Origin of the sequence: Micromonospora sp. LOL_023 (assembly GCF_048060115.1) — a bacterium.
GTDB lineage: Bacteria > Actinomycetota > Actinomycetes > Mycobacteriales > Micromonosporaceae > Micromonospora_E.
On record NZ_JBHMIM010000004.1, the window covers coordinates 40,798 to 58,956 of the forward strand.

15 protein-coding genes are annotated in these 18,159 nt (G+C 69.6%); 8 read left to right on the forward strand and 7 right to left on the reverse strand.

Going from position 1 to position 18,159, the window contains the following annotated elements; translation table 11 throughout:
* Nucleotides 1-187 precede the first annotated feature (187 nt).
* The 6 genes from ACFHVL_RS03395 to ACFHVL_RS03420 all read left to right on the forward strand — a co-directional run bounded on the left by ACFHVL_RS03395 (nucleotide 188) and on the right by ACFHVL_RS03420 (nucleotide 10,311).
* Entirely contained in the window at nucleotides 188-784 is a 597-nt protein-coding gene (locus tag ACFHVL_RS03395; protein ID WP_416625438.1) for a CDP-alcohol phosphatidyltransferase family protein, read from the forward strand.
* Nucleotides 781-1,344, forward strand: coding sequence for a hypothetical protein (locus tag ACFHVL_RS03400; RefSeq protein ID WP_416625439.1), 564 nt, complete (start codon nucleotides 781-783; stop codon nucleotides 1,342-1,344). Before ACFHVL_RS03395 ends, ACFHVL_RS03400 begins: the two co-directional genes overlap by 4 nt.
* Nucleotides 1,345-1,536: 192 nt before the next feature.
* The gene (locus ACFHVL_RS03405; protein ID WP_416625440.1) at nucleotides 1,537-7,389 is read left to right on the forward strand and encodes a ThuA domain-containing protein; all 5,853 of its coding nucleotides are present in this window, start codon (nucleotides 1,537-1,539) and stop codon (nucleotides 7,387-7,389) included.
* Nucleotides 7,390-7,469: 80 nt separating this feature from the next.
* Nucleotides 7,470-8,024 (forward strand): hypothetical protein, encoded by a 555-nt coding sequence (locus tag ACFHVL_RS03410; protein WP_416625442.1) that lies wholly within the window; start codon nucleotides 7,470-7,472, stop codon nucleotides 8,022-8,024.
* Nucleotides 8,025-8,190: 166 nt separating this feature from the next.
* On the forward strand, nucleotides 8,191-9,126 hold the full coding sequence (locus ACFHVL_RS03415; protein WP_416625443.1) for a sulfotransferase domain-containing protein: 936 nt from the start codon (nucleotides 8,191-8,193) through the stop codon (nucleotides 9,124-9,126).
* Nucleotides 9,127-9,315: 189 nt separating this feature from the next.
* The gene (locus tag ACFHVL_RS03420) at nucleotides 9,316-10,311 is read left to right on the forward strand and encodes a GNAT family N-acetyltransferase (RefSeq protein ID WP_416625444.1); all 996 of its coding nucleotides are present in this window, start codon (nucleotides 9,316-9,318) and stop codon (nucleotides 10,309-10,311) included.
* A 109-nt stretch (nucleotides 10,312-10,420) separates the two neighbouring features.
* On the opposite strand, the gene ACFHVL_RS03425 is transcribed toward ACFHVL_RS03420, so the two are convergent.
* The 4 genes from ACFHVL_RS03425 to ACFHVL_RS03440 all read right to left on the reverse strand — a co-directional run bounded on the left by ACFHVL_RS03425 (nucleotide 10,421) and on the right by ACFHVL_RS03440 (nucleotide 13,573).
* Nucleotides 10,421-10,648: a hypothetical protein gene (locus tag ACFHVL_RS03425; protein WP_416625446.1), complete on the reverse strand. Its 228-nt coding sequence runs from the start codon at nucleotides 10,646-10,648 to the stop codon at nucleotides 10,421-10,423.
* An 874-nt stretch (nucleotides 10,649-11,522) separates the two neighbouring features.
* A complete protein-coding gene (locus ACFHVL_RS03430) occupies nucleotides 11,523-12,590 on the reverse strand; it encodes a helix-turn-helix domain-containing protein (protein WP_416625447.1) in 1,068 nt (355 codons plus the stop codon).
* 228 nt (nucleotides 12,591-12,818) lie between these two features.
* Nucleotides 12,819-13,226, reverse strand: a complete 408-nt coding sequence (locus ACFHVL_RS03435) for a hypothetical protein (RefSeq protein WP_416625449.1) — start codon at nucleotides 13,224-13,226, stop codon at nucleotides 12,819-12,821.
* Nucleotides 13,223-13,573, reverse strand: a complete 351-nt coding sequence (locus ACFHVL_RS03440) for a hypothetical protein (protein ID WP_416625451.1) — start codon at nucleotides 13,571-13,573, stop codon at nucleotides 13,223-13,225. Before ACFHVL_RS03440 ends, ACFHVL_RS03435 begins: the two co-directional genes overlap by 4 nt.
* A gap of 116 nt (nucleotides 13,574-13,689) precedes the next feature.
* Between ACFHVL_RS03440 and ACFHVL_RS03445 the strand changes: the two genes are divergently transcribed.
* Nucleotides 13,690-14,583 carry an alpha/beta fold hydrolase gene (locus ACFHVL_RS03445; RefSeq protein ID WP_416625453.1) on the forward strand — a complete coding sequence of 298 codons (894 nt, stop codon included), beginning with the start codon at nucleotides 13,690-13,692 and terminating at the stop codon, nucleotides 14,581-14,583.
* Nucleotides 14,584-14,876: 293 nt separating this feature from the next.
* On the opposite strand, the gene ACFHVL_RS03450 is transcribed toward ACFHVL_RS03445, so the two are convergent.
* The 3 genes from ACFHVL_RS03450 to ACFHVL_RS03460 form a co-directional block, all read right to left on the reverse strand.
* The gene (locus ACFHVL_RS03450) at nucleotides 14,877-15,317 is read right to left on the reverse strand and encodes a VOC family protein (RefSeq protein WP_416625454.1); all 441 of its coding nucleotides are present in this window, start codon (nucleotides 15,315-15,317) and stop codon (nucleotides 14,877-14,879) included.
* A gap of 164 nt (nucleotides 15,318-15,481) precedes the next feature.
* Complete coding sequence (locus ACFHVL_RS03455) at nucleotides 15,482-16,327, reverse strand: LLM class flavin-dependent oxidoreductase (protein WP_416625456.1); 846 nt, start codon at nucleotides 16,325-16,327, stop codon at nucleotides 15,482-15,484.
* 59 nt (nucleotides 16,328-16,386) lie between these two features.
* Nucleotides 16,387-17,406, reverse strand: a complete 1,020-nt coding sequence (locus ACFHVL_RS03460; RefSeq protein ID WP_416625458.1) for an aldo/keto reductase — start codon at nucleotides 17,404-17,406, stop codon at nucleotides 16,387-16,389.
* 126 nt (nucleotides 17,407-17,532) lie between these two features.
* On the opposite strand from ACFHVL_RS03460, the gene ACFHVL_RS03465 reads away from it, so the two are divergent.
* A complete protein-coding gene (locus ACFHVL_RS03465; RefSeq protein WP_416625666.1) occupies nucleotides 17,533-18,144 on the forward strand; it encodes a TetR/AcrR family transcriptional regulator in 612 nt (203 codons plus the stop codon).
* Nucleotides 18,145-18,159 lie beyond the last annotated feature (15 nt).

Consider the following 18,159-nt stretch of genomic DNA (forward strand, 5'->3'; position numbering starts at 1 on the left):
GGGAGCCTGTGTAGCGGCGGGTTCCCTGACCCCGATTTCGATGGAGCGGCCGGCTCGCCTCGCTGTGCTACGGTCTGGCCGTCTACAAGCGGCACGACGAGTGAAGGCGGGGGCTGCCATTTCGTCTCCGGAAATCCGGGACACCGGCTCGCCTGGGAGCAGCAGCGCCGATGTCCCGCACGGCTACGTGACCGGCCCGCGGGGCCCGATCGTCAACGTGCCCAACCTGATCACCACGGTACGGACGGTCGTCGCGGTCTGGCTCGGGGTGCTGGCCATCGTCGGCGACAGCGCGGTGCTCACCGCCGCCGCGATCGGCTGCTACTGGGTGGGCGACATTCTCGACGGACTGGTGGCCCGGCTGCTGGGCCAGGAGACCCGCGTCGGTGCGGTCTATGACATCGTCTGCGACCGGGTCTGCTGCCTGGTGGTCGTCGCCGCGTTGATCCTGCAGTTGCCGTCGATGGGCGTGCCGCTGGGCATCTTCCTCGCCCAGTTCGTCCTGGTCGACCTGCTGCTGAGCCTGAGTTTCCTGCGCTGGCCGGTGCTCAGCCCGAACTACTTCCACCTGGTGCATCCACAGGTCTACCGGTACAACTGGTCGCCGGCGGCGAAGGCGTTGAACACCGGCGGGCTGGTGGTGCTGGTCGCGGCTGCGCCGTCGCCGGTGTACCCGGTGGTGTTCGCGTTGACGATCGCCGCAATGAAGATCGTCTCGATCGTCGTCGTTGCCAGGCTCCCACTCGCCCTCACCGTTCCGGGCGTACGCACAGCCGTCTCGTGATCGCCGTACTCCTGGCCACCTTGGCCCTGGGGGCGGTGTCGGCGGTGTCACCGGTGACTCCGGTCGAGCCGTACCTCGTCGCGTTGACCGCCACCACGTCGTACCATCCGCTACCGCTGGGGATCGCCGCGGCACTTGGCCAGACCGGCCCCAAGGTGGCGATGTTCCTGGCCACCCGGGGGGTGATCCGCTCGCCGAGGCTGAACCAGTGGCTGGCGAAGCGGACCGCGACCCGCCCGACGGTGGACGGCCGGCCACGGCCCGGCCGGGTACGCCGGGCGGCGGCGTCGCTTGCCGCGCGTCTGCCGCAGGGTCTGCGGGGCCGGCTGAAAGTCTGGTTCGGCTGGGTGGCCCGGGAGCACCGCCGGCTCTACGAGCCTGCCTTCCTGGTGCCCACGTTGTTCGCCAGCGCCGTCTTCGGTATCCCGCCGTTGCTGGTGACGACGGTGCTGGCCGGGGGGACGAAGGTGCGGGCGGTCGTCTTCGCCGTCGTCTGCTTCGTCGGCCGGTCGATCCGGTTCGCGGCGCTGGCGATGATGCCCGGCTTGTTCCTGAATTGACCGACACGCAGGGGCGGTTACGAAACCGTTACACGAACAGCTCTTGCCGGAAACACAGTCTCCAGTCCCTAATTTGTCCAGCGGCTTTACAAAATCGATGCGGGCGTCGTGGCAGCGTGCGCACCGAGCCGCCTCGGGCGGCCATCGGCGGGTTGGCCCGGGATGACCTGTTCACCAGGACGAGGAGACCACGTGTCCCGAACCCGCCGACGCCACGTCGCGCGCGGCCCCATGACCGCTGCCCTGCTTTCGATCACCCTCCTGTCGACCGTCCTGCTCGGTACCCACACCGCACAGGCCGCCCCCGGTAACCCGGGAGGCGCGCCGGTCGACCAGCCGCCAGTCGCCCAACCCGCGCCCGCCGCCGCAGCCGACGACCCGTACTCGGTGCTGGTCTTCTCCAAGACCGTCGGCTTCCGGCACGACTCCATCCCGACCGGCATCGCCGCGATCCAGCAGCTCGGTGCCACCAACGGCTTCACCGTCGACACCACTGAGAACAGCGCCGCCTTCACCGACGACAACCTGGCCAACTACCGGGCGGTCATCTGGCTCTCCACCACCGGCGACGTTCTCGACCCCGACCAACAGGCCGCGTTCGAGCGCTACATCCAGGCCGGCGGCGGGTACGTCGGCATCCACGCCGCCTCCGACACCGAATACAGCTGGCCCTGGTACGGCGAACTCGTCGGTGCCTACTTCGCCAACCACCCGGCCAACCAGAGCGCCACGGTCAACGTGGAGGACCCGGCGCACCCGTCCACCGACGGGCTGCCGGCGCGGTGGTCGCGCTACGACGAGTGGTACAACTTCCAGACCAACCCACGCGGCGACGTGCACGTGCTGGCCAGCCTGGACGAATCCACCTACACCGCCGGCGCCGGCGCGATGGGTGCCGACCATCCGATCGCCTGGTGCCGTGACTACGACGGCGGCCAGTCCTGGTACACCGGCGGCGGCCACACCAACGAGTCGTTCGCCGAGCCGGAGTTCCTCGACCACCTGCTCGGTGGCATCCAGTCGGTGGCCGGCGTGGTCGATTCCGACTGCGGCGCCTCGCTGACCGAGAGCTTCGAGAAGATCACCCTGGACAGCAACACCAGCAACCCGATGGAGCTGGACGTCGCCCCCGACGGCCGCGTCTTCTACATCGAACGCGACGGGCGGGTGCAGATCGTCAAGCCGGACACCGGCAGCACGGTCACCGCAATCGACCTGGACGTCTTCACCGGCAACGAGGACGGGCTGATCGGCATCCGGCTCGACCCGGACTTCGCCGACAACGGCTGGGTCTACCTCTACTACGCCCGCAACGACGGCGTCGCCCGCAACCTGCTGTCGCGGTTCACCGTCACCGCGGACACGATCAGTCCGGCCAGCGAGCAGATCGTGCTGCAGGTCGACACCCAGCGCAACACCTGCTGCCACGCCGGTGGCACGATGGCCTTCGACAGCGACGGCAATCTCTACCTGGCCACCGGGGACAACACCAACCCGTTCGAGTCGAGTGCCTACACCCCGATCGACGAGCGGGCCGGCCGGCAGGACTACGACGCGCAGCGCACCTCCGGCAACACCAACGACCTGCGCGGCAAGGTGCTGCGGATCCACCCGGAGGACGACGGGTCGTACACCATTCCGCAGGGCAACCTGTTCGCACCGGGCACCGCGCAGACCCGCCCAGAGATCTTCGCGATGGGTTTCCGCAACCCGTTCCGGATGGGCATCGACCCGGCCACCGACACCCTCTACGTCGCCGACTACGGCCCGGACGCCGGTGCCGACAACCCGAACCGGGGCCCCCGAGGTCTGGTCGAGTGGAACATCGTCGACACCCCCGGCAACTACGGCTGGCCGTACTGCACCGGGACGAACGAGGCGTACAACGACTACCAGTTCCCGTCCGGCCCGAGCGGCGCGAAGTTTGACTGCTCGGCCCCGGTGAACGACTCCCCCAACAACACCGGCCTGACCAACCTGCCGGCGGCGATCGCGGCAACCGTGGACTACGGCTACGGCGGTGACCCGCGCTACCCGGAGATCGGGGGCGGCGGCGCACCGATGGGCGGACCGGTCTACCGCTACGACGCCGAGCTGGTCTCCGACCGCAAGTGGCCGGCCTACTACGACGGCAAGGCGCTGCTCGGCGAGTGGAACCAGTCCAAGATGTACACCATGCAGGTGACCGCCGACGGCACCGAACTGGTCGACATCAACCAGCTGTTGGCCGGAATGAACATGATCCGGCCGATGGACTTCGAGTTCGGCCCCGACGGCGCGATGTACCTGATCGAATGGGGCAGTGGCTTCGGCGGCAACAACGACGACTCCGGGATCTACCGGATCGACTACATCGCCGGCGCCCGGGCGCCGATCGTCCAGGCCAGCGCCACGCCGACCTCCGGACCGGCACCACTGACCGTCCAGTTCTCCAGCGAAGGATCACGTGATCCGGACGGCGGCACCCTGACCTATGCCTGGACCTTCGGCGACGGCGGCACCTCGGAGCAGGCCAACCCGAGCCACACGTACGCCGAAGCGGGCAACTACACCGCGCAGCTCACCGTCACCAACCCCAACGGGCGCACCGCGGTGGCCAACGTACCGGTGACGGTCGGCAACACCGCCCCGACGGTGACCATCGCCTTCCCACCGGCCGGCGGCTTCTTCAACTGGGGTGACCAGGTCCAGTACACGATCACGGTCACCGACCCGGAGGACGGCGAGATCGACTGTGACCGGGTGCAGCTGCAGGTGCTGCTCGGCCACGACGAGCACGCCCACCCGCTGGAGCAGCACACCGGCTGCTCCGGCGTGGTACAGACCCAGCTCGCCGACGGCCACGGCGCGGAAGCGGACGTCTTCACCGTCTTCGAGGCCACCTACACCGACGACGGTGGCGTCGGCGGTGCCGGGCCGCTCACCGGCCGGGCCATCGAACTGCTGCAGCCCAAGCGCAAGCAGGCCGAGTACTACACGGTGACCGGGCGGGTAGCCGGCTCCACCGGCGGCGGTGACCCGGGCGTACAGCTGGAGACCACCAGCGACCCGACCGGCGGCGGCCAGAACATCGGCTTCATCGAGGACGGCGACTGGTGGTCGGTCGACCCGGCCAGCCTGACCGGCATCGACGAGATCCGGTTCCGGGTCGCCTCCGCGGTCAACGGAGGCCGGATCGAGGTCCGAGCCGACGCGGCCGACGGCCCGCTGGTGGCCACGGCGACCGTACCGGGCACCGGTGGCTGGCAGTCCTGGACCGACGTCACCGCACCGGTCACCGGCGCGCTGGACAGCGGAACGCTGTTCTTCGTCGCCCGGGACCCGGCCGGCGGCACCGGTTCGCTGTTCAACGTCAACTGGATGGACTTCATCGGCCGGGGCGTGACCGACAACGCGCCGCCGCAGGTCAGCGTGACCGCGACCCCGACGTCCGGCACCGCGCCGGTCACCGTCGAGTTCAGCGGTACGGCGACCGACGCCGAGGGCGACACTCCGCTGACGTACGCCTGGGACTTCGGTGACGGCGGCACCGCCGACACCCTGGCGGCCAGCCACACATACGCGGTACCCGGCACCTTCACCGCCGTGCTGACGGTGACCGACGCTCGGGGCGCGGTGTCGTCCGCGTACGCCCAGATCAGGGTGGAGGCACCGAACACGTCCTGCTTCGGGGCGCGCTCGGACGACTTCCTCGGTGACGAGCTGGACCGTGACCGGTGGACGATCGTCCGGGAGAACCAGCTCTACTCGGTCGCCGACGGCGCGCTGCTGTTGCCGACCGGCGTCGGTGACCTGTACGGCACCCGCAACGACGCCACCAACCTGGTCCTGCAGCCGCTGCCCAGCGGCGCCTGGCAGGCCACCACCAAGGTCACATTGCCGGTGACCGCCAACTACCAGCAGGCTGGCCTGCTGCTCTACGGCGACGACGACAACTACGCCAAGCTGGACGTGCTCCACTCCGGCAGCCGCCGGGTGGAGTTCATCCGGGAGACCGCCGGCACCCCGCGCAACGAGGGCACCGACGCCACCGCCGCACCCGCGGGTGACACCATCTACCTGCGGTTGACCAGCGACGGGACGAACGTCACGGCGGAGATGTCGCCCGACGGTCAGACCTTCACCCCGGTCGGGCGGGCGGCGACGCTCGCCGGCATCGACAACCCGCAGATCGGAATGTTCGCCCTCAACGGCGGCACCGTGGCGCCGGTGGTCGACGCGGTATTCGACTGGTTCCAGTTCACGCCGGACGCACCGGCCGGGCCGGTCGAGGCGTCCGACGAGTTCGACGGCAGCTCGCTGGACAAGTGCCGGTGGGACGCCATCGTGCGGGAGGACGCGGCCGCGTACCGGGTCGTCGACGGGGCGTTGCGCATCGACGTGCCCAACGGTGACATCTACACCGGTAGCAACACCGGGCCGACGAACTTCATCCTGCAGACCGCTCCCGAGGGCGACTGGACGATCGAGACGAAGGTCGACGCCAGCCTGCTCGACGAGCAGTACCAGCAGGCAGGTCTGCTGGTGTACGCCGACGACGACAACTACCTGAAGTTGGACTTCGTCACGGACAACGCGGCCGGTGCGGCGGTCAGCCGGCGGATCGAGTTCCGCAGTGAGATCGACGCGGTGGTACAGGACCCGCAGCCGCAGGTCACCGGGTTGACCTCCGGGGTGTGGCACCTGCGGGTGTCGCGCACCGGTGACACCTTCACGGCCGCGTACTCGGCGGACGGCACCGACTGGACGACGTTCGACTCGCTGACCAGCACGGCGGTCGGCGCAGCCCCGAAGGTCGGGGTGTTCACCCTCGGCGCCAACCAGACGGCGTCGAAGACCGCCTCGTTCGACTACTTCCGGCTCAGCACGGAGCCGACCGAGGAGGACACCACCGCACCGGTGACCAGCGCGACGGTCACCGGATCCGGCGAGCCGGTCGACGGCTTCTACGCCGGGGACGTCACGGTCACCCTGGACGCCACCGACAACGACGGCGGCAGCGGGGTGGCGGGCACCGAGTACTCGCTCGACGACGACACCGGGTGGACGGCGTACACCGGTCCGGTGACGGTGACCGGCGACGGCAGCCACGAGCTGCGGTTCCGGTCCACCGACACCGCCGGCAACGTCGAGCAGGCCAAGTCCGTCACCATCAAGATCGACGGTACGGCGCCGGTCAGCTCGGCGCAGTTCGCCCCGGCGAACGACAACGGCTGGCACGACGGCACCATCCCGGTGGTGCTCACCTCGACCGACGCCGGTTCCGGGGTGGCCCTGCTGGAGTGGTCGCTCGACGATGGCGACTGGACGCCGTACACCGAGCCGGTGGCGATCAGCGGCGACGGGGAGCACGAGCTGCTCTACCGGGCCACCGACGCCGTCGGCAACGTCGAGGCGCTCAAGTCCGCCGTGGTCAAGATCGACGGCAGCAAGCCGACCCTGCTGATCTCCGGGCTGGCCGACGGCCAACTGTACGGCGACAGCCAGGACGTGCGCGTCTCGTGGCAGGCGGTCGACCCGACCTCCGGCATCGAGACGGTCGTCGGCACGCTCAACGGCCAGCCGTACGCCAACGACACCGTGCAGGTGATGTACGCCCTGCCGCTGGGCATGCACGAGTTGACGGTGACGGCGACCGACAAGGCGGGCAACTCCACCGCCTCGACGGTCCGGTTCTACGTGACCACGTCGTTCCGGGACATGCAGAACCTGATCGACCGGTTCAAGTCGACCGGCCGGCTGTCGAACCTGGCGCACCGCAAGCTGACCAACAAGTTGGACGCGGCGCGGTTGTCCGAGGCCACCGGCAGCGACAAGCGGGCGGTGCAGCAGTTGACCGCCTTCAAGGGGCTCGCCACGGACCCGGCGTTGGTGACCGACACCGACGTACGGGACACCCTGGTCCGCGACGCCGACGCGATGATCGTGCGCCTCGGCGGCACGGCCAGCGCGGCCGGGGTGGCGGCCAACGACGGCAAGCCGGTCACCGGTGCGGGTCGCCTCGACGAGGACCCGACCCGGATCGGCCCCGACCAGCAACTCTGACAGCGAGTCGGCCCCGCCCGCCCACCCGTGGGCGGGCGGGGCCGGCCCTGCTTCCCCGCCTCTTTCGAGGAGTTTCGATGATGCGTCTCACCCATGGACTTGCCGCCGTGCTGGTCGGCCTGCTGCTGGCGGTCCTGCCAGTGGCCGGTCCGGCGGCGGCGCAATCCGACAATCTCCAACTGGATGTGGCCGGCGACGGTGCCACGGGGGTCACCGTGCAGGTCACCGACTCGGAGGGCAACCGGCCCGCCCAGGTCATCCGGCTGGTTCTCACCGCGACCGGTGCGGACGGCCAGACCGTGGGCCCGATGCAGCTGCAGCCGGCCGGCGAGGGGCGGGGCTTCTACTCCACCGGGCCGATCCTGCAGCCCGGCGACTGGCAGGTGACGGTGGGCGCGCCGGCCCCGTACGTCGGCGAGGTCACCGTCGACGTACGGGCCGTGCCGGCCCAGTCACCGCCCCCGCCGCCGACCGCCGCCGCCTCGGACGCCGACGCCGCCGGGCCAGCGGGAGTGGGCGGGCAGACGTGGTTGGTCCGTGGCGGCCTGGTGCTGCTGGCCCTCGCCGGGCTGGCCGGGCTGGGGACCGCGCTGATGGTGCTGCTGGCCCGCCGCAACGCCTTCCGGCGCAACTGAGAGACCCACTGTACGGGGGCAAACCCTAGATTTCAGCTCCATTCACCCGATACTCGGCCTGCAGAGAGCGATCGGGAAGTCACCCGCGTAAGATCCGCGCCGACAGCGATACACAGTGGAGTCAACTGTCTCAGCTAGACAGGCGACCGACAGTGCTGGAGGGCCGGTGCACCAACCGACAGTTCGGTACCAGAACGCGATCATGGACAGTCAGCGGTGGCAGGGGTTTCCCTTGCGCGACGGCGACATCGTCATCTCGACCCCCGCGAAGTGCGGCACCACGTGGACCCAGACCATCTGCGCGCTCCTGATCTTTCAGACGCCAGAACTCCCCCACCGGCTGGACGACATCTGCGTCTGGCCGGACATGAAGACCCGCAGCCAGGCCGACGTGTTCGCGTTCTACGAGGCGCAGCAGCACCGGCGCATCATCAAGACCCACACCCCGTTCGACGGGCTGCCCATCCACGACGGGGTCACCTACATCGCGGTGGGACGCGACCCCCGCGACGTCGCCCTGTCCTGGGACGCGCACTTCCAGAACACCGACTACGACGTGGTCCTGGCACTGCGTGACGCGGCGGTCGGCAACGACGACCTGACCGGCGAGCTCACCGACGACGCGCCACCACCCCTGGAATCCGCGTACGACCGGCTCTGGGCCTGGATGGAACACCCCGACGTGCAGATCGGCCTTCCGTCGATGCTGCACCACATGTCGGGGTTCTGGGCGCAGCGGCAGCGCTCCAACGTCCTGCTCCTGCACTACGACGAGCTGAAATCCGACCTTGAGGGCCAGATGCGGGCGCTCGCCCGCCAGCTCGACATCGAGGTGCCGCAGCAGAGGTGGCCGGAGCTGGTGCGGGCGGCCACCTTCGACTCGATGCGCAGCCGGGCCGACGAGTTCGCCCCGGTCCTGGCGATGTGGCGCGACCCGCAGCAGTTCTTCAACCGAGGGGTCAGCGGCCAGTGGCGTGAGCTGCTCGGCGACGACGACCTGCGACGGTACGAGGAGCAGGTCCGCAAGCTGGCCGAGCCGGAGCTGGTCGACTGGCTGCATCGCGGCCCGATCACCACCACCGCAGCGGTGCCCGGACGCTGACGCCCCGTAGGTGCAGGAGGTCTCGTGCCGGGCGCGGAGTCCGCTCCGCGTCCGGCACGGCTGTCACCGGCGGGTGAGCGGGTCCGGGCGCGATGCGCAGTCGGCGTACAGTTACTTCCGAAGTGAAAGTTACTGGGCTCTGACTCTGGCGGTCACGGCGTGGCTGCGGCACCGACGGCGGGGGGCGACGTGGCAGGCAGGCTCAGACTTGAGGACCGCGAATGCCCGCTCTCGGCGACGCTCGGCGTCGTCGGCGAGCGGTGGACGCTGCTGATCCTGCACGACGCCTTGGACGGATTCACCCGGTTTGATCAGTTTCAGCAGCATCTCAGGATCTCGTCCAGCATCCTGACCAGCCGACTCAAGACACTCACCACGAACGGGCTGCTCGAACGGCACCGCTACCAGACCAACCCCGACCGCTACGAGTACCTGCCGACCGACCTCGGCCGCAGCCTGCGGCCGGTGATCGTCGCCCTCGCCGGCTGGGGAAACTCCCAGCTACCGGCCCAACGACGCAGCATGATCCTGGTCGACCGGACCACCGGCCAGGAAGCCGAACCCGTGGTGGTCGACCGGGCGACCGGCCGCCGCGTCGACGACGGCACCTTCGCCTTCGCCGCCGGCCCGGCGGCAGACGAGGCGATGCGCGCCCGCTACCCGACGGGCGAACGCACGCGAGCCGGGACCCAGCCCGGCCCGCTGCCCGGCACCTACGCGCGACGGCTGACTCCCGACGATGCCCCGCAGGTCACCGTGCTGCAGCGCTGCTGCTGGGCGGACGAGGCCATACTCAACGACAGACTGGACATCCCGGCACTGCACGAGTCGCTGACCGACGTGCACGAGTGGCTGGCGGACTGGCACACCACCGGCCTCTGGCGGGACGGCCGGCTGCTGGGCATGGTGCGGACCCGTACCGACGGAACGGACCTGCACCTCGGTCGACTCGCGGTCGCTCCCGACGTACGCGGCCAGGGACTGGGTCGGTGGCTGCTGCGCGCCGCCGAAGCCGAAGCCGCCGCCGCTGCTCAACAGGACCTGCACCGCATCCTGCTGTTCACCGGCGCCAGGAGCCTGCGCAACATCGACCTGTACCGCAGCGAGGGATACCAACTGGTGCCACTCCCCTGCCCGGAAGGGACCGTCAGCCTGGCCAAGGACATCTCGGGCCGGCAACACTGACCGCGCCACCGCCGCCCGGACACCGAAGTCTGTTTCACTCTGATCCCGCTGGGGGATCAAAATCCCTCAAGGGGATCAGACCAAATCGGGGTACCGGTAGGTCTTCTGGTCAGCGGGTCAGGCCGAGGGCCGTCGCCACGGCTGGCGCGACGCGGTCGGCTTCGACGAGCCACCGGCCGGCCGCTGCCGTGTTGCCGGTGTTGAGGTGGGCTCGTGCGGCGTCGACCAGGTACGCGGCCCGGTGCTCGGCCGGCAGCCGTAGCCAGCCGTCGCGGAGGACGATCGCCGTGTGCCGGTCGACGGCGTCGGCGGGGTCGGCGGGGTCGCCGAGCGCCACGGCGGCCCTGACCCAGCCCGCGTAGCGCCTGCCCGAGTGGCACCACCGACTGCTCGGGCCGCCCCGCGTGCAACTGCCGGGCGGCGTCCAGCAGGCCCGGCACCATCCGCAACAGGCGTGGATGATCCCCGTGCCGGTACGTCGACCAGGCATGCTCGACCCGCCGCCCCACGTCCCCGGCGTCCGGTGCCGGCCCCAGCGAGCCGGCGGCGAACACGTCGTAGCAGGCCAACGCCGCCCGCACCGCCTGCACACCGTCCGCCGCCTTGTCGGTCTCCGGCAGACGGTCGGTGCCAAGCAGCTCGGCCGGGTCGACCCGCAACACCTCGGCAACCTGCGGACGCCCCGCTCCACCTTCTCCACCCAGCTCTTCGATCGGCCGACCCGATCCGCGAACACGCCACGTCGACCGACAACGCGACCGGCCCCCGACATGCGCCTTCGCCAACTGCACCCGGCCCGGCGGACACGGCCACGGCGTCCCGGCCGGCGTTACCGCCACGCCGCTCAGCCCGGTCGGTGCGGGTGCCCGGCCGCACGTCGGCGGGCCGGGTGGGCTGGTCCGCGTACCGCCGCCGACCCGGAACCGGATACACCACATCCACCGGCACATCCGCACGCTGAAACCACTTCCCGAGCATCACGAGCCCCCTCAACGAGAGTTGGAAGGGCGGCGACCCGAGGTGGCTCTCCACGTCAACCCCGAGCCGCCGCCGCAGACGGGCCCGACGCGGGAAGGCGATCACGGGTACACGTCGGGCCCAGCTGGCAGGTCGCGAACCCAGACGGCGATGCGACCCACCTGTAGCCTGCCCGGGACACCCGGTGACGGTCTACAGTGCTGCTGTCCGCCAGCGCTGGCTGCTGTCCGCCATCACGGCAGTGGCTGATGTGTCTCGCACAGCTCATCCAGCTCCGGAGCCGGCACACCGATCCGCGCCAAGCCTCGGCGTACCCGGTCGACCCGCCACCAGTTCGACGCCGCGACCCGTCCCGATGCCACCGCCGCCGCGACCTGCGCCACCGCTTCGTGCGGGTCCACCGGCAGCACGGACTGGCCGAGATCCAGCCGGGCCGACGCGATCCGCCGCGGCCGGCTCCCCTCGGTGAGAAGGCCGGCCAGGACGTCGCTGGCCTCGGTGGCCGCAGCCGGGTCGCCGACCCACGCCAGAGTGGTTGCCACGTACGCCCGTGCTTTGCCCGGGTCGTAGCGGTAGTGATGCTCAGGCCGGTCTGGTTGACCCAGCGGTGACACGATCCGCTCCAACTGGGCCAGTCTCCGTCCGGTCGCCTGTCGGTCGCCGAGCAGCGCCAGCGCCCGGCCGGTCTGCGCGGTCGCCTGCAGCTTGGCGCTGCTGTCGGTTGGGGCGATGGTCTGCGCCCCGTGGGCCAGGTCGAGCGCTGCGGCCGGGTCGCCGCCGGTAAGTACCTCCCACGCCCGGGTTTCGAGGCACCAGGCCCGGATCTCGTCATGCCCGGTGTGCGCGCCCATCTCATCGGCGACGCGCAGGTGCCCGGCGGCGGCGTCGCGGCGGTGCAGGTCGATCAGCACGGTGGCGGTGAGCAACGACAGCCATCCGCCGGCGACGAGGATCCGGCGGTGCTGGTCCAGTGTCATCCGGCGGCCGGAGCCGACGAGGGTGGTGACGTAGGTCAGGTGCCGGCGGACACGCGGCAGCAGGACGTGGGAGGCAGTGGTGGGATAGGCGGTGGCGAGCTCGTCGACGGCAGCCTCGATACCGGCGATGGTGGTGGTGCTGATGTCGGTGGCGGTGACGCGGCGGGCAAGTTCGGCTGTCGGCGTCTTGCGACCGGTCTCCAGGTCGTGCAGATACGACTTGGCGTAATGAGCCTTCGCCGCGAGGTCACGAAGGGAAAGACCGGCCTGTTGGCGGAACGCGCGGAAGGTTGACGGCCAGCGCGGATCGACAATGCGGGACACGCACCTCACCACCCAGGTAGCTGCCTGGCGGCAACAGCCGACGCTCACCCCGGCTCTCGCCACTCCGGCAAACATTACTCCGCGTACCCATGACCGCACAGACGCCTGTTCTCGATACGCGAACTCAACCCGATGGCGCGGGATCGGATGCGGTCAGCTGACTCGGCGTCGACGTGTCGAGTCGATGGGGCGTAGTGGATCAACGCCAACGGTGGCTGTTCGCCGAGATCAGCCGCCAGGGCAGCTACGGCCACCGCTGGTCGGGATGCACTGCGTGACCTGCGGCTGCGGCTCGTTGTCGACTGGTGTCCAACCGATCAGTGGTGTCGTGGCCGCCTGCCCTGCGATCATGATTGCACAGTAGATCAGTGCCGCCCCCACCAGAGACCCGACGAAGTGGCGAATCCAGTACCTATCGCGGATGAGCCAGGCAAGCAGCATCCCCGCCGCCGGGAGGGCCAGGTTGAGCACCAGGACGGTGGTCAGAATGGTGTCGGTGGCCGCACCGAACGCCTGCGCCTGCGCACGGGTTTCGAGATAGGGCGACGACGAACGTCGGATCAACCCGACGATGAGCAGGAACGGCACGCCGTAGAGCCAACCGAGGAGCAGCATGCCGAGTCCGAGGCGCTTCATCGAGCACCCTGCCAGACCGCGCCGACCACTGCTACGACAACGACACTGCCCAGCACCGACAGGGTGCCGGCGACGATCGGCGAGGAGATCAGGCGCGCCAGCAGACCGGCGACCACCAGTGTGCAGACCAGCAGACCAACGAGGACCGGACTGCCGACGAGCACCAGCAGGCCGAACTCTTCATACGGTGTCAGGCAGCTGAACATGACCGAGCAATCCGTACGCGGTGCAGCCGGTATCCCTGACCTTCCGACGAAAACCGCACTGATCACGGTGGCGTACCAGCCGAGCGCAACGAGAAGGCTCAGTCCGAACGACGCTCGGCGCGGCGCATCGACGACATCCATGTAGGGCAATCTGCCATGAGCGTCAGGGTCGGTCCATCCGTCTTCGTACTCAGTTGGCGAGTAGTACCAACCACCGGATCATGTTCGACGTCCGCCTCCACCGCGACAATGACGCCATGAGCCTGGATGTGCGCGGCGACGACGGCTGCCGGCTGTGGTCCGAGAAGTCCGGCACCGGCCAGCCGCTGGTGCTCTGTCACGGCGGTCCGGGTCTGTGGGACTACCTCGGCCCGGTCGCCCGGCTGCTCGAAGATCAGGCCCGCGTCATCCGGTGGGACCAGCGCGGCTGCGGACGCTCGCAGCGGCACGGGCCGTACAGCGTCGCCCGCTTCGTCGCCGACCTCGACGCGGTACGCGACCAGTTGGCCGGACCGCGAATGGCTCTGCTCGGCCACTCGTGGGGCGCGCACCTGGCGTTGCGGTACGCCATCGAACACCCCGAACGGGTCAGCCAGCTGATCTACGTCTCCGGCACCGGCATCGACCCTGGGCGTGACTGGCATCCGCACTACCAGCGGAATCTGCGGTTGCGGCTCGGGAATCATCTGGACCGGTGGGAAAACCTCGACTCCCGCGCCCGAACGCCCGCCGAGGAACGCGAATGGGCGGTGCTGCAATGGTCGGCCGACTTCGCCGACCACGACACCGCACTGCGACACGCCGAACGCATGGCCACACCATGGAGGGGCATCAACTACGAGTGCAGCCGGGCCATCAACGCCGAGGTCAAGCAGGAAATCACCAACACCGACATCGCCGTACGCTGCCGAACACTCGACCTGCCGGCCCTGATCATCGACGGCTCCGAGGACATCCGCCCCCGCTGGGCCGTCGACTCGCTGCACCGGGCGCTGACCAACAGCCAACGGGTGAGCCTCACCGGATCCGGGCACCTGCCGTGGGTCGAAGCCCCCGACGACTTCCGCCGGGCGGTTACCACCTTTTTGAGATACCAAAGGCCTTTGGCTACCTATCGTCCGGAAGTAGCCGGAACGCCGGATGCGGAGTAAGTGGTCGCAGCGCCACCATATGGTCGATCTCCCCAAGCGCCAACGGTGAAACGATCACCAGTCCTGCACGGTTCAGCGCCTCGGCTGCGGTCTTGTGTTCGGGGTCGCGGGTGTTGAAAGCCGCGATCAGCCCGGAAGTGTTTGCTATGACGATCACGCGGCAGCCTGGTCGCCCGACCCGGGGGCGTTGCGTGACGTTCGCCGGGCCGTTCTCGCCCCGTTCCACCTGCCACAGCACCCAGCGAGGATCACTGACCCCACGATCCGAGGACCCAGGGCCGCTCCGGCAGCCGTCAGCTGAGCTGCTCGGCCAAACCGACGATGATGCCCTCGGGGCCGCGGACGTAGCAGAGCTTGTAGAGGTCCTCGTACTGTGCGAGCTCACCGACGAGTTCGGCGCCGTGGGTGCGCAGCCGGGCGACGACGGACTCGATGTCGTCGACGGCGAACATGACGCGACGGATGCCCAGCGTGTTGGCGGGTGCGTCCTTCGGCTCGGGCCTGATCGCCATCGGAGTGTGGAACATCGCCAGCTCGATTTTGCTGTTCCCGTCCGGGGTACGCAGCATCGCGATCTCCTGGCGGACGTCGTCGACCCCGATGACCTGCTCCACCCAACGTCCCTCGACTGGCCCTCTGCCTTCCAGCTCCATGCCGAGTTCGACGAAGAACGAGATGACAGCGTCGAGGTCCTCGACAACGATGAGGACGTTGTCCATCCGCTTGATCGCCATGCTCAGTCTCCTTGATGTGTGCTGAGGTGCAGCCAGATTGGACTCGGCGACCACAAAGAGTAACGCACAGTTGCCCGCACGCAGTGAGCCCCCGTTTGCGCCGTATGCCAGAGAGGCGTATTCCTGCCTCTCTGGCATACGGGTATTCGGTAGTACTGCTTTCCTCAGACTACCGTGGTAGTGATGATCCGGTCGGCGACCCAGTGGGCGACGTCGGCCGGGTAGGGCGTCGACAGTCCGAGGACGAGGTGCCCGAAGCCGGCGTCAACGGCCTCGCCGATCGCGGCCCGGGTGACGCTGGGCTGGTCGTAGGAGACCGGCAGGTGGATGGAGCGGGTGATGGCCGCCGGGTCGCGGCCGATCTCGGCGCAGTAGCGGTCCAGCAGCGCGCTGCGGCTGGCCGCGTCGGCGATGTCGCCGCCGGGGATGTTCCACAGGTCGGCGTGCTCGGCGACCACCCGCAGCACGGCCGCCGACCGTCCCCCGATCAGAATCGGCGGGTACGGGCGCTGCACCGGCTTCGGGTTGCCCAACGCTGCGGTAAGCCGGTGATGGGTGCCGTGGAAGTCGAACGGCTCGGTCTCGGTCCACAAGCGTCGAATGATGGTGCACGCCTCGGCGAGGCTGCCCACCGAGTGGCCGAAGTCGTCGAACGGCAGGCCGTGGGCGTCGTACTCGCGTCGGGCCAGCGGGTGACTGGGCCGGGAGCCGGCACCGATGCCGAAGTCGAGCCGTCCGCCGGAGACGCCGTCGACGGTCGCGGCTATCTTGGCCAGCATCGCCGGTGGCCGGAACCGGTTACTGGTCACCAGCAGCCCGAGGCGCAGCCGCCGGGTCTGCGCGGCGAGCGCCGCGAGCAGGGTCCAGCCTTCGTACGTCGGCCCGTTCGGGTCACCGCCGATCGGCATGAGGTGGTCGTAGAGCCAGGCGTGTTCGATCGCCGGGATCGTGTCCGCCTCGCGCCAGACCCGCAGCACGTCGCGGTAGTCGACCTGGGACGGGGCGGTCATGATGCCGAAGCTGGGCCGGGTCGTTCGTGACATGAGGTCCGTCCATCCGATCCGAGAGGTCAGCGGCGACGCAGCGCCGGGTCGAGCAGGGCTGGCGGGGTGTCGTGCTTCTCGTGCGGGGCGAGGTCGATGCCGGGGGCGACGATCGTGTCGATGGCGTCGAGCACGTCGGCGGTCAGCACGGTGTCGGCGGCGGCCAGCTGCGCGTGCAGGTGGTCCACGGTGCGCGGCCCGATGATGGCGCCGGTCACGCCGGGGTGCGCGGTGACGAAGCCGAGCGCGAGTTGGATCATGGTGAGACCGGCCTGGTCGGCGACGGTGGCCAGCTGTTCGACCGCGGCGAGCTTGGCCCGGTTGGCGGGCACGCTCAGGTCGTAGCGCTGAGGCAGTTTGCCGGACCGGCTGGTGGCGATCTCCCGGCCGGCGCGGATCGCTCCGGACAGCCAGCCGGAGGCGAGCGGGCTCCAGGCGAGCACACCCATGCCGTACTCCTGGATGGCCGGCAGGACGTGGGCCTCGATGCCGCGTTGCAGGATCGAGTACGGCGGCTGCTCGGTCACGTACCGGCTGGTCTTGTTTTCCCGGGCCGCCCACTGGGCCTGGACGATCCGGTAGGCGGGGAAGGTCGACGAGCCGAAGTAGCGGATCTTGCCGGCCCGCTGCAGGTCGGTCAGCGCCGACAGGGTCTCCTCGTCGCTGGTCGCCGGGTCCCAGCGGTGGATCTGGTAGAGGTCGACGTGGTCGACGCCGAGTCGGCGCAGGCTGTCGTCCAGCGCGGTGACCAGCCAGCGGCGCGAGCTGCCCTGGTGGTTGCGCTCGTCGCCCATCGGCATGTTCGCCTTGGTGGCCAGCACGATGTCGTCGCGTCGGCCGGCGATGGCCTTGCCGAGCATCTCCTCCGACTGACCCTGGCTGTACCAGTCGGCGGTGTCGATGAGGTTGATCCCGGCATCGAGGGCGGCGTCGACGATCGCGGCGGCCTCGTCCTGGCTGGTGTCGCCGATCGCGCCGAAGTTCATCGCGCCGAGGGCGAGGGTGCTGACCTGGACGCCGGTGCGGCCGAGGGTGCGGTACTGCATGACGGTTTCTCCTTGAGCAGGGTCGGCTGATCTGGCACGCTGGAAGCAATCGGAGCAGCGTTCCGCTTAGAACGATACGGAACCTGGTTCCGTTTGCCAAGGCGAATGATGGAGGAACCGCACGTGATCGACACCGGCGGCGACGGTCCAGGACCCTCGACCCAGCCGCGAAAGCAGCGAGCCGACGCCCGACGCAACGAGCAGACGCTGCTCAGCGCCGCCGCGGCGGCCTTCGTGGCATCCGGCGTCGACGTGCCCGTACGCGACATCGCCGCCCGGGCCGGCGTCGGCGTCGGCACCATCTACCGCCACTTCCCCACCCGCGCCGATCTGATCGTCGCCGTCTTCCGCCACCAGGTCGGAGCCTGTGCCGAAGCCGCCCCGGCCCTGCTCGCCGACAGCGACAGTCCGCACGCCGCGCTGGCCCGGTGGATCGACCTGTTCGTCGACTTCCTGGTCACCAAGCACGGCCTCGCCGGGGCGCTGCAGTCCGACGCCACCGCCTACCAGACGCTGCACGACTCCTTCACCGGCCGGCTGGTCCCCGCCTGCGCCCAACTGCTCGACGCCGCCACCGCCGCAGGCGAGATCCACCCAGGCATCGACGCCTACCAACTCCTGCGCGGGGTCGGCAACCTCTGCATCGGCGACGACACCGACCCCCACTACGACGCCCGCCGCCTGGTCGGCCTGCTCATCGCCGGCCTGCGTGCCAGTAGCGGTCAATCGCTAGGCTGAGGCTCTTCTCTCGTA

Excerpts from the sequence above, each read along its gene's own strand:
- ACFHVL_RS03445 (WP_416625453.1), top strand. The coding sequence starts at position 13,690 with ATGAGCCTGGATGTGCGCGGCGACGACGGCTGCCGGCTGTGGTCCGAG.
- ACFHVL_RS03410 (WP_416625442.1), top strand. The coding sequence starts at position 7,470 with ATGCGTCTCACCCATGGACTTGCCGCCGTGCTGGTCGGCCTGCTGCTG.
- ACFHVL_RS03450 (WP_416625454.1), bottom strand. The coding sequence starts at position 15,317 with ATGGCGATCAAGCGGATGGACAACGTCCTCATCGTTGTCGAGGACCTC.
- ACFHVL_RS03455 (WP_416625456.1), bottom strand. The coding sequence starts at position 16,327 with ATGACCGCCCCGTCCCAGGTCGACTACCGCGACGTGCTGCGGGTCTGG.
- ACFHVL_RS03460 (WP_416625458.1), bottom strand. The coding sequence starts at position 17,406 with ATGCAGTACCGCACCCTCGGCCGCACCGGCGTCCAGGTCAGCACCCTC.
- ACFHVL_RS03435 (WP_416625449.1), bottom strand. The coding sequence starts at position 13,226 with ATGAAGCGCCTCGGACTCGGCATGCTGCTCCTCGGTTGGCTCTACGGC.
- ACFHVL_RS03440 (WP_416625451.1), bottom strand. The coding sequence starts at position 13,573 with ATGGATGTCGTCGATGCGCCGCGCCGAGCGTCGTTCGGACTGAGCCTT.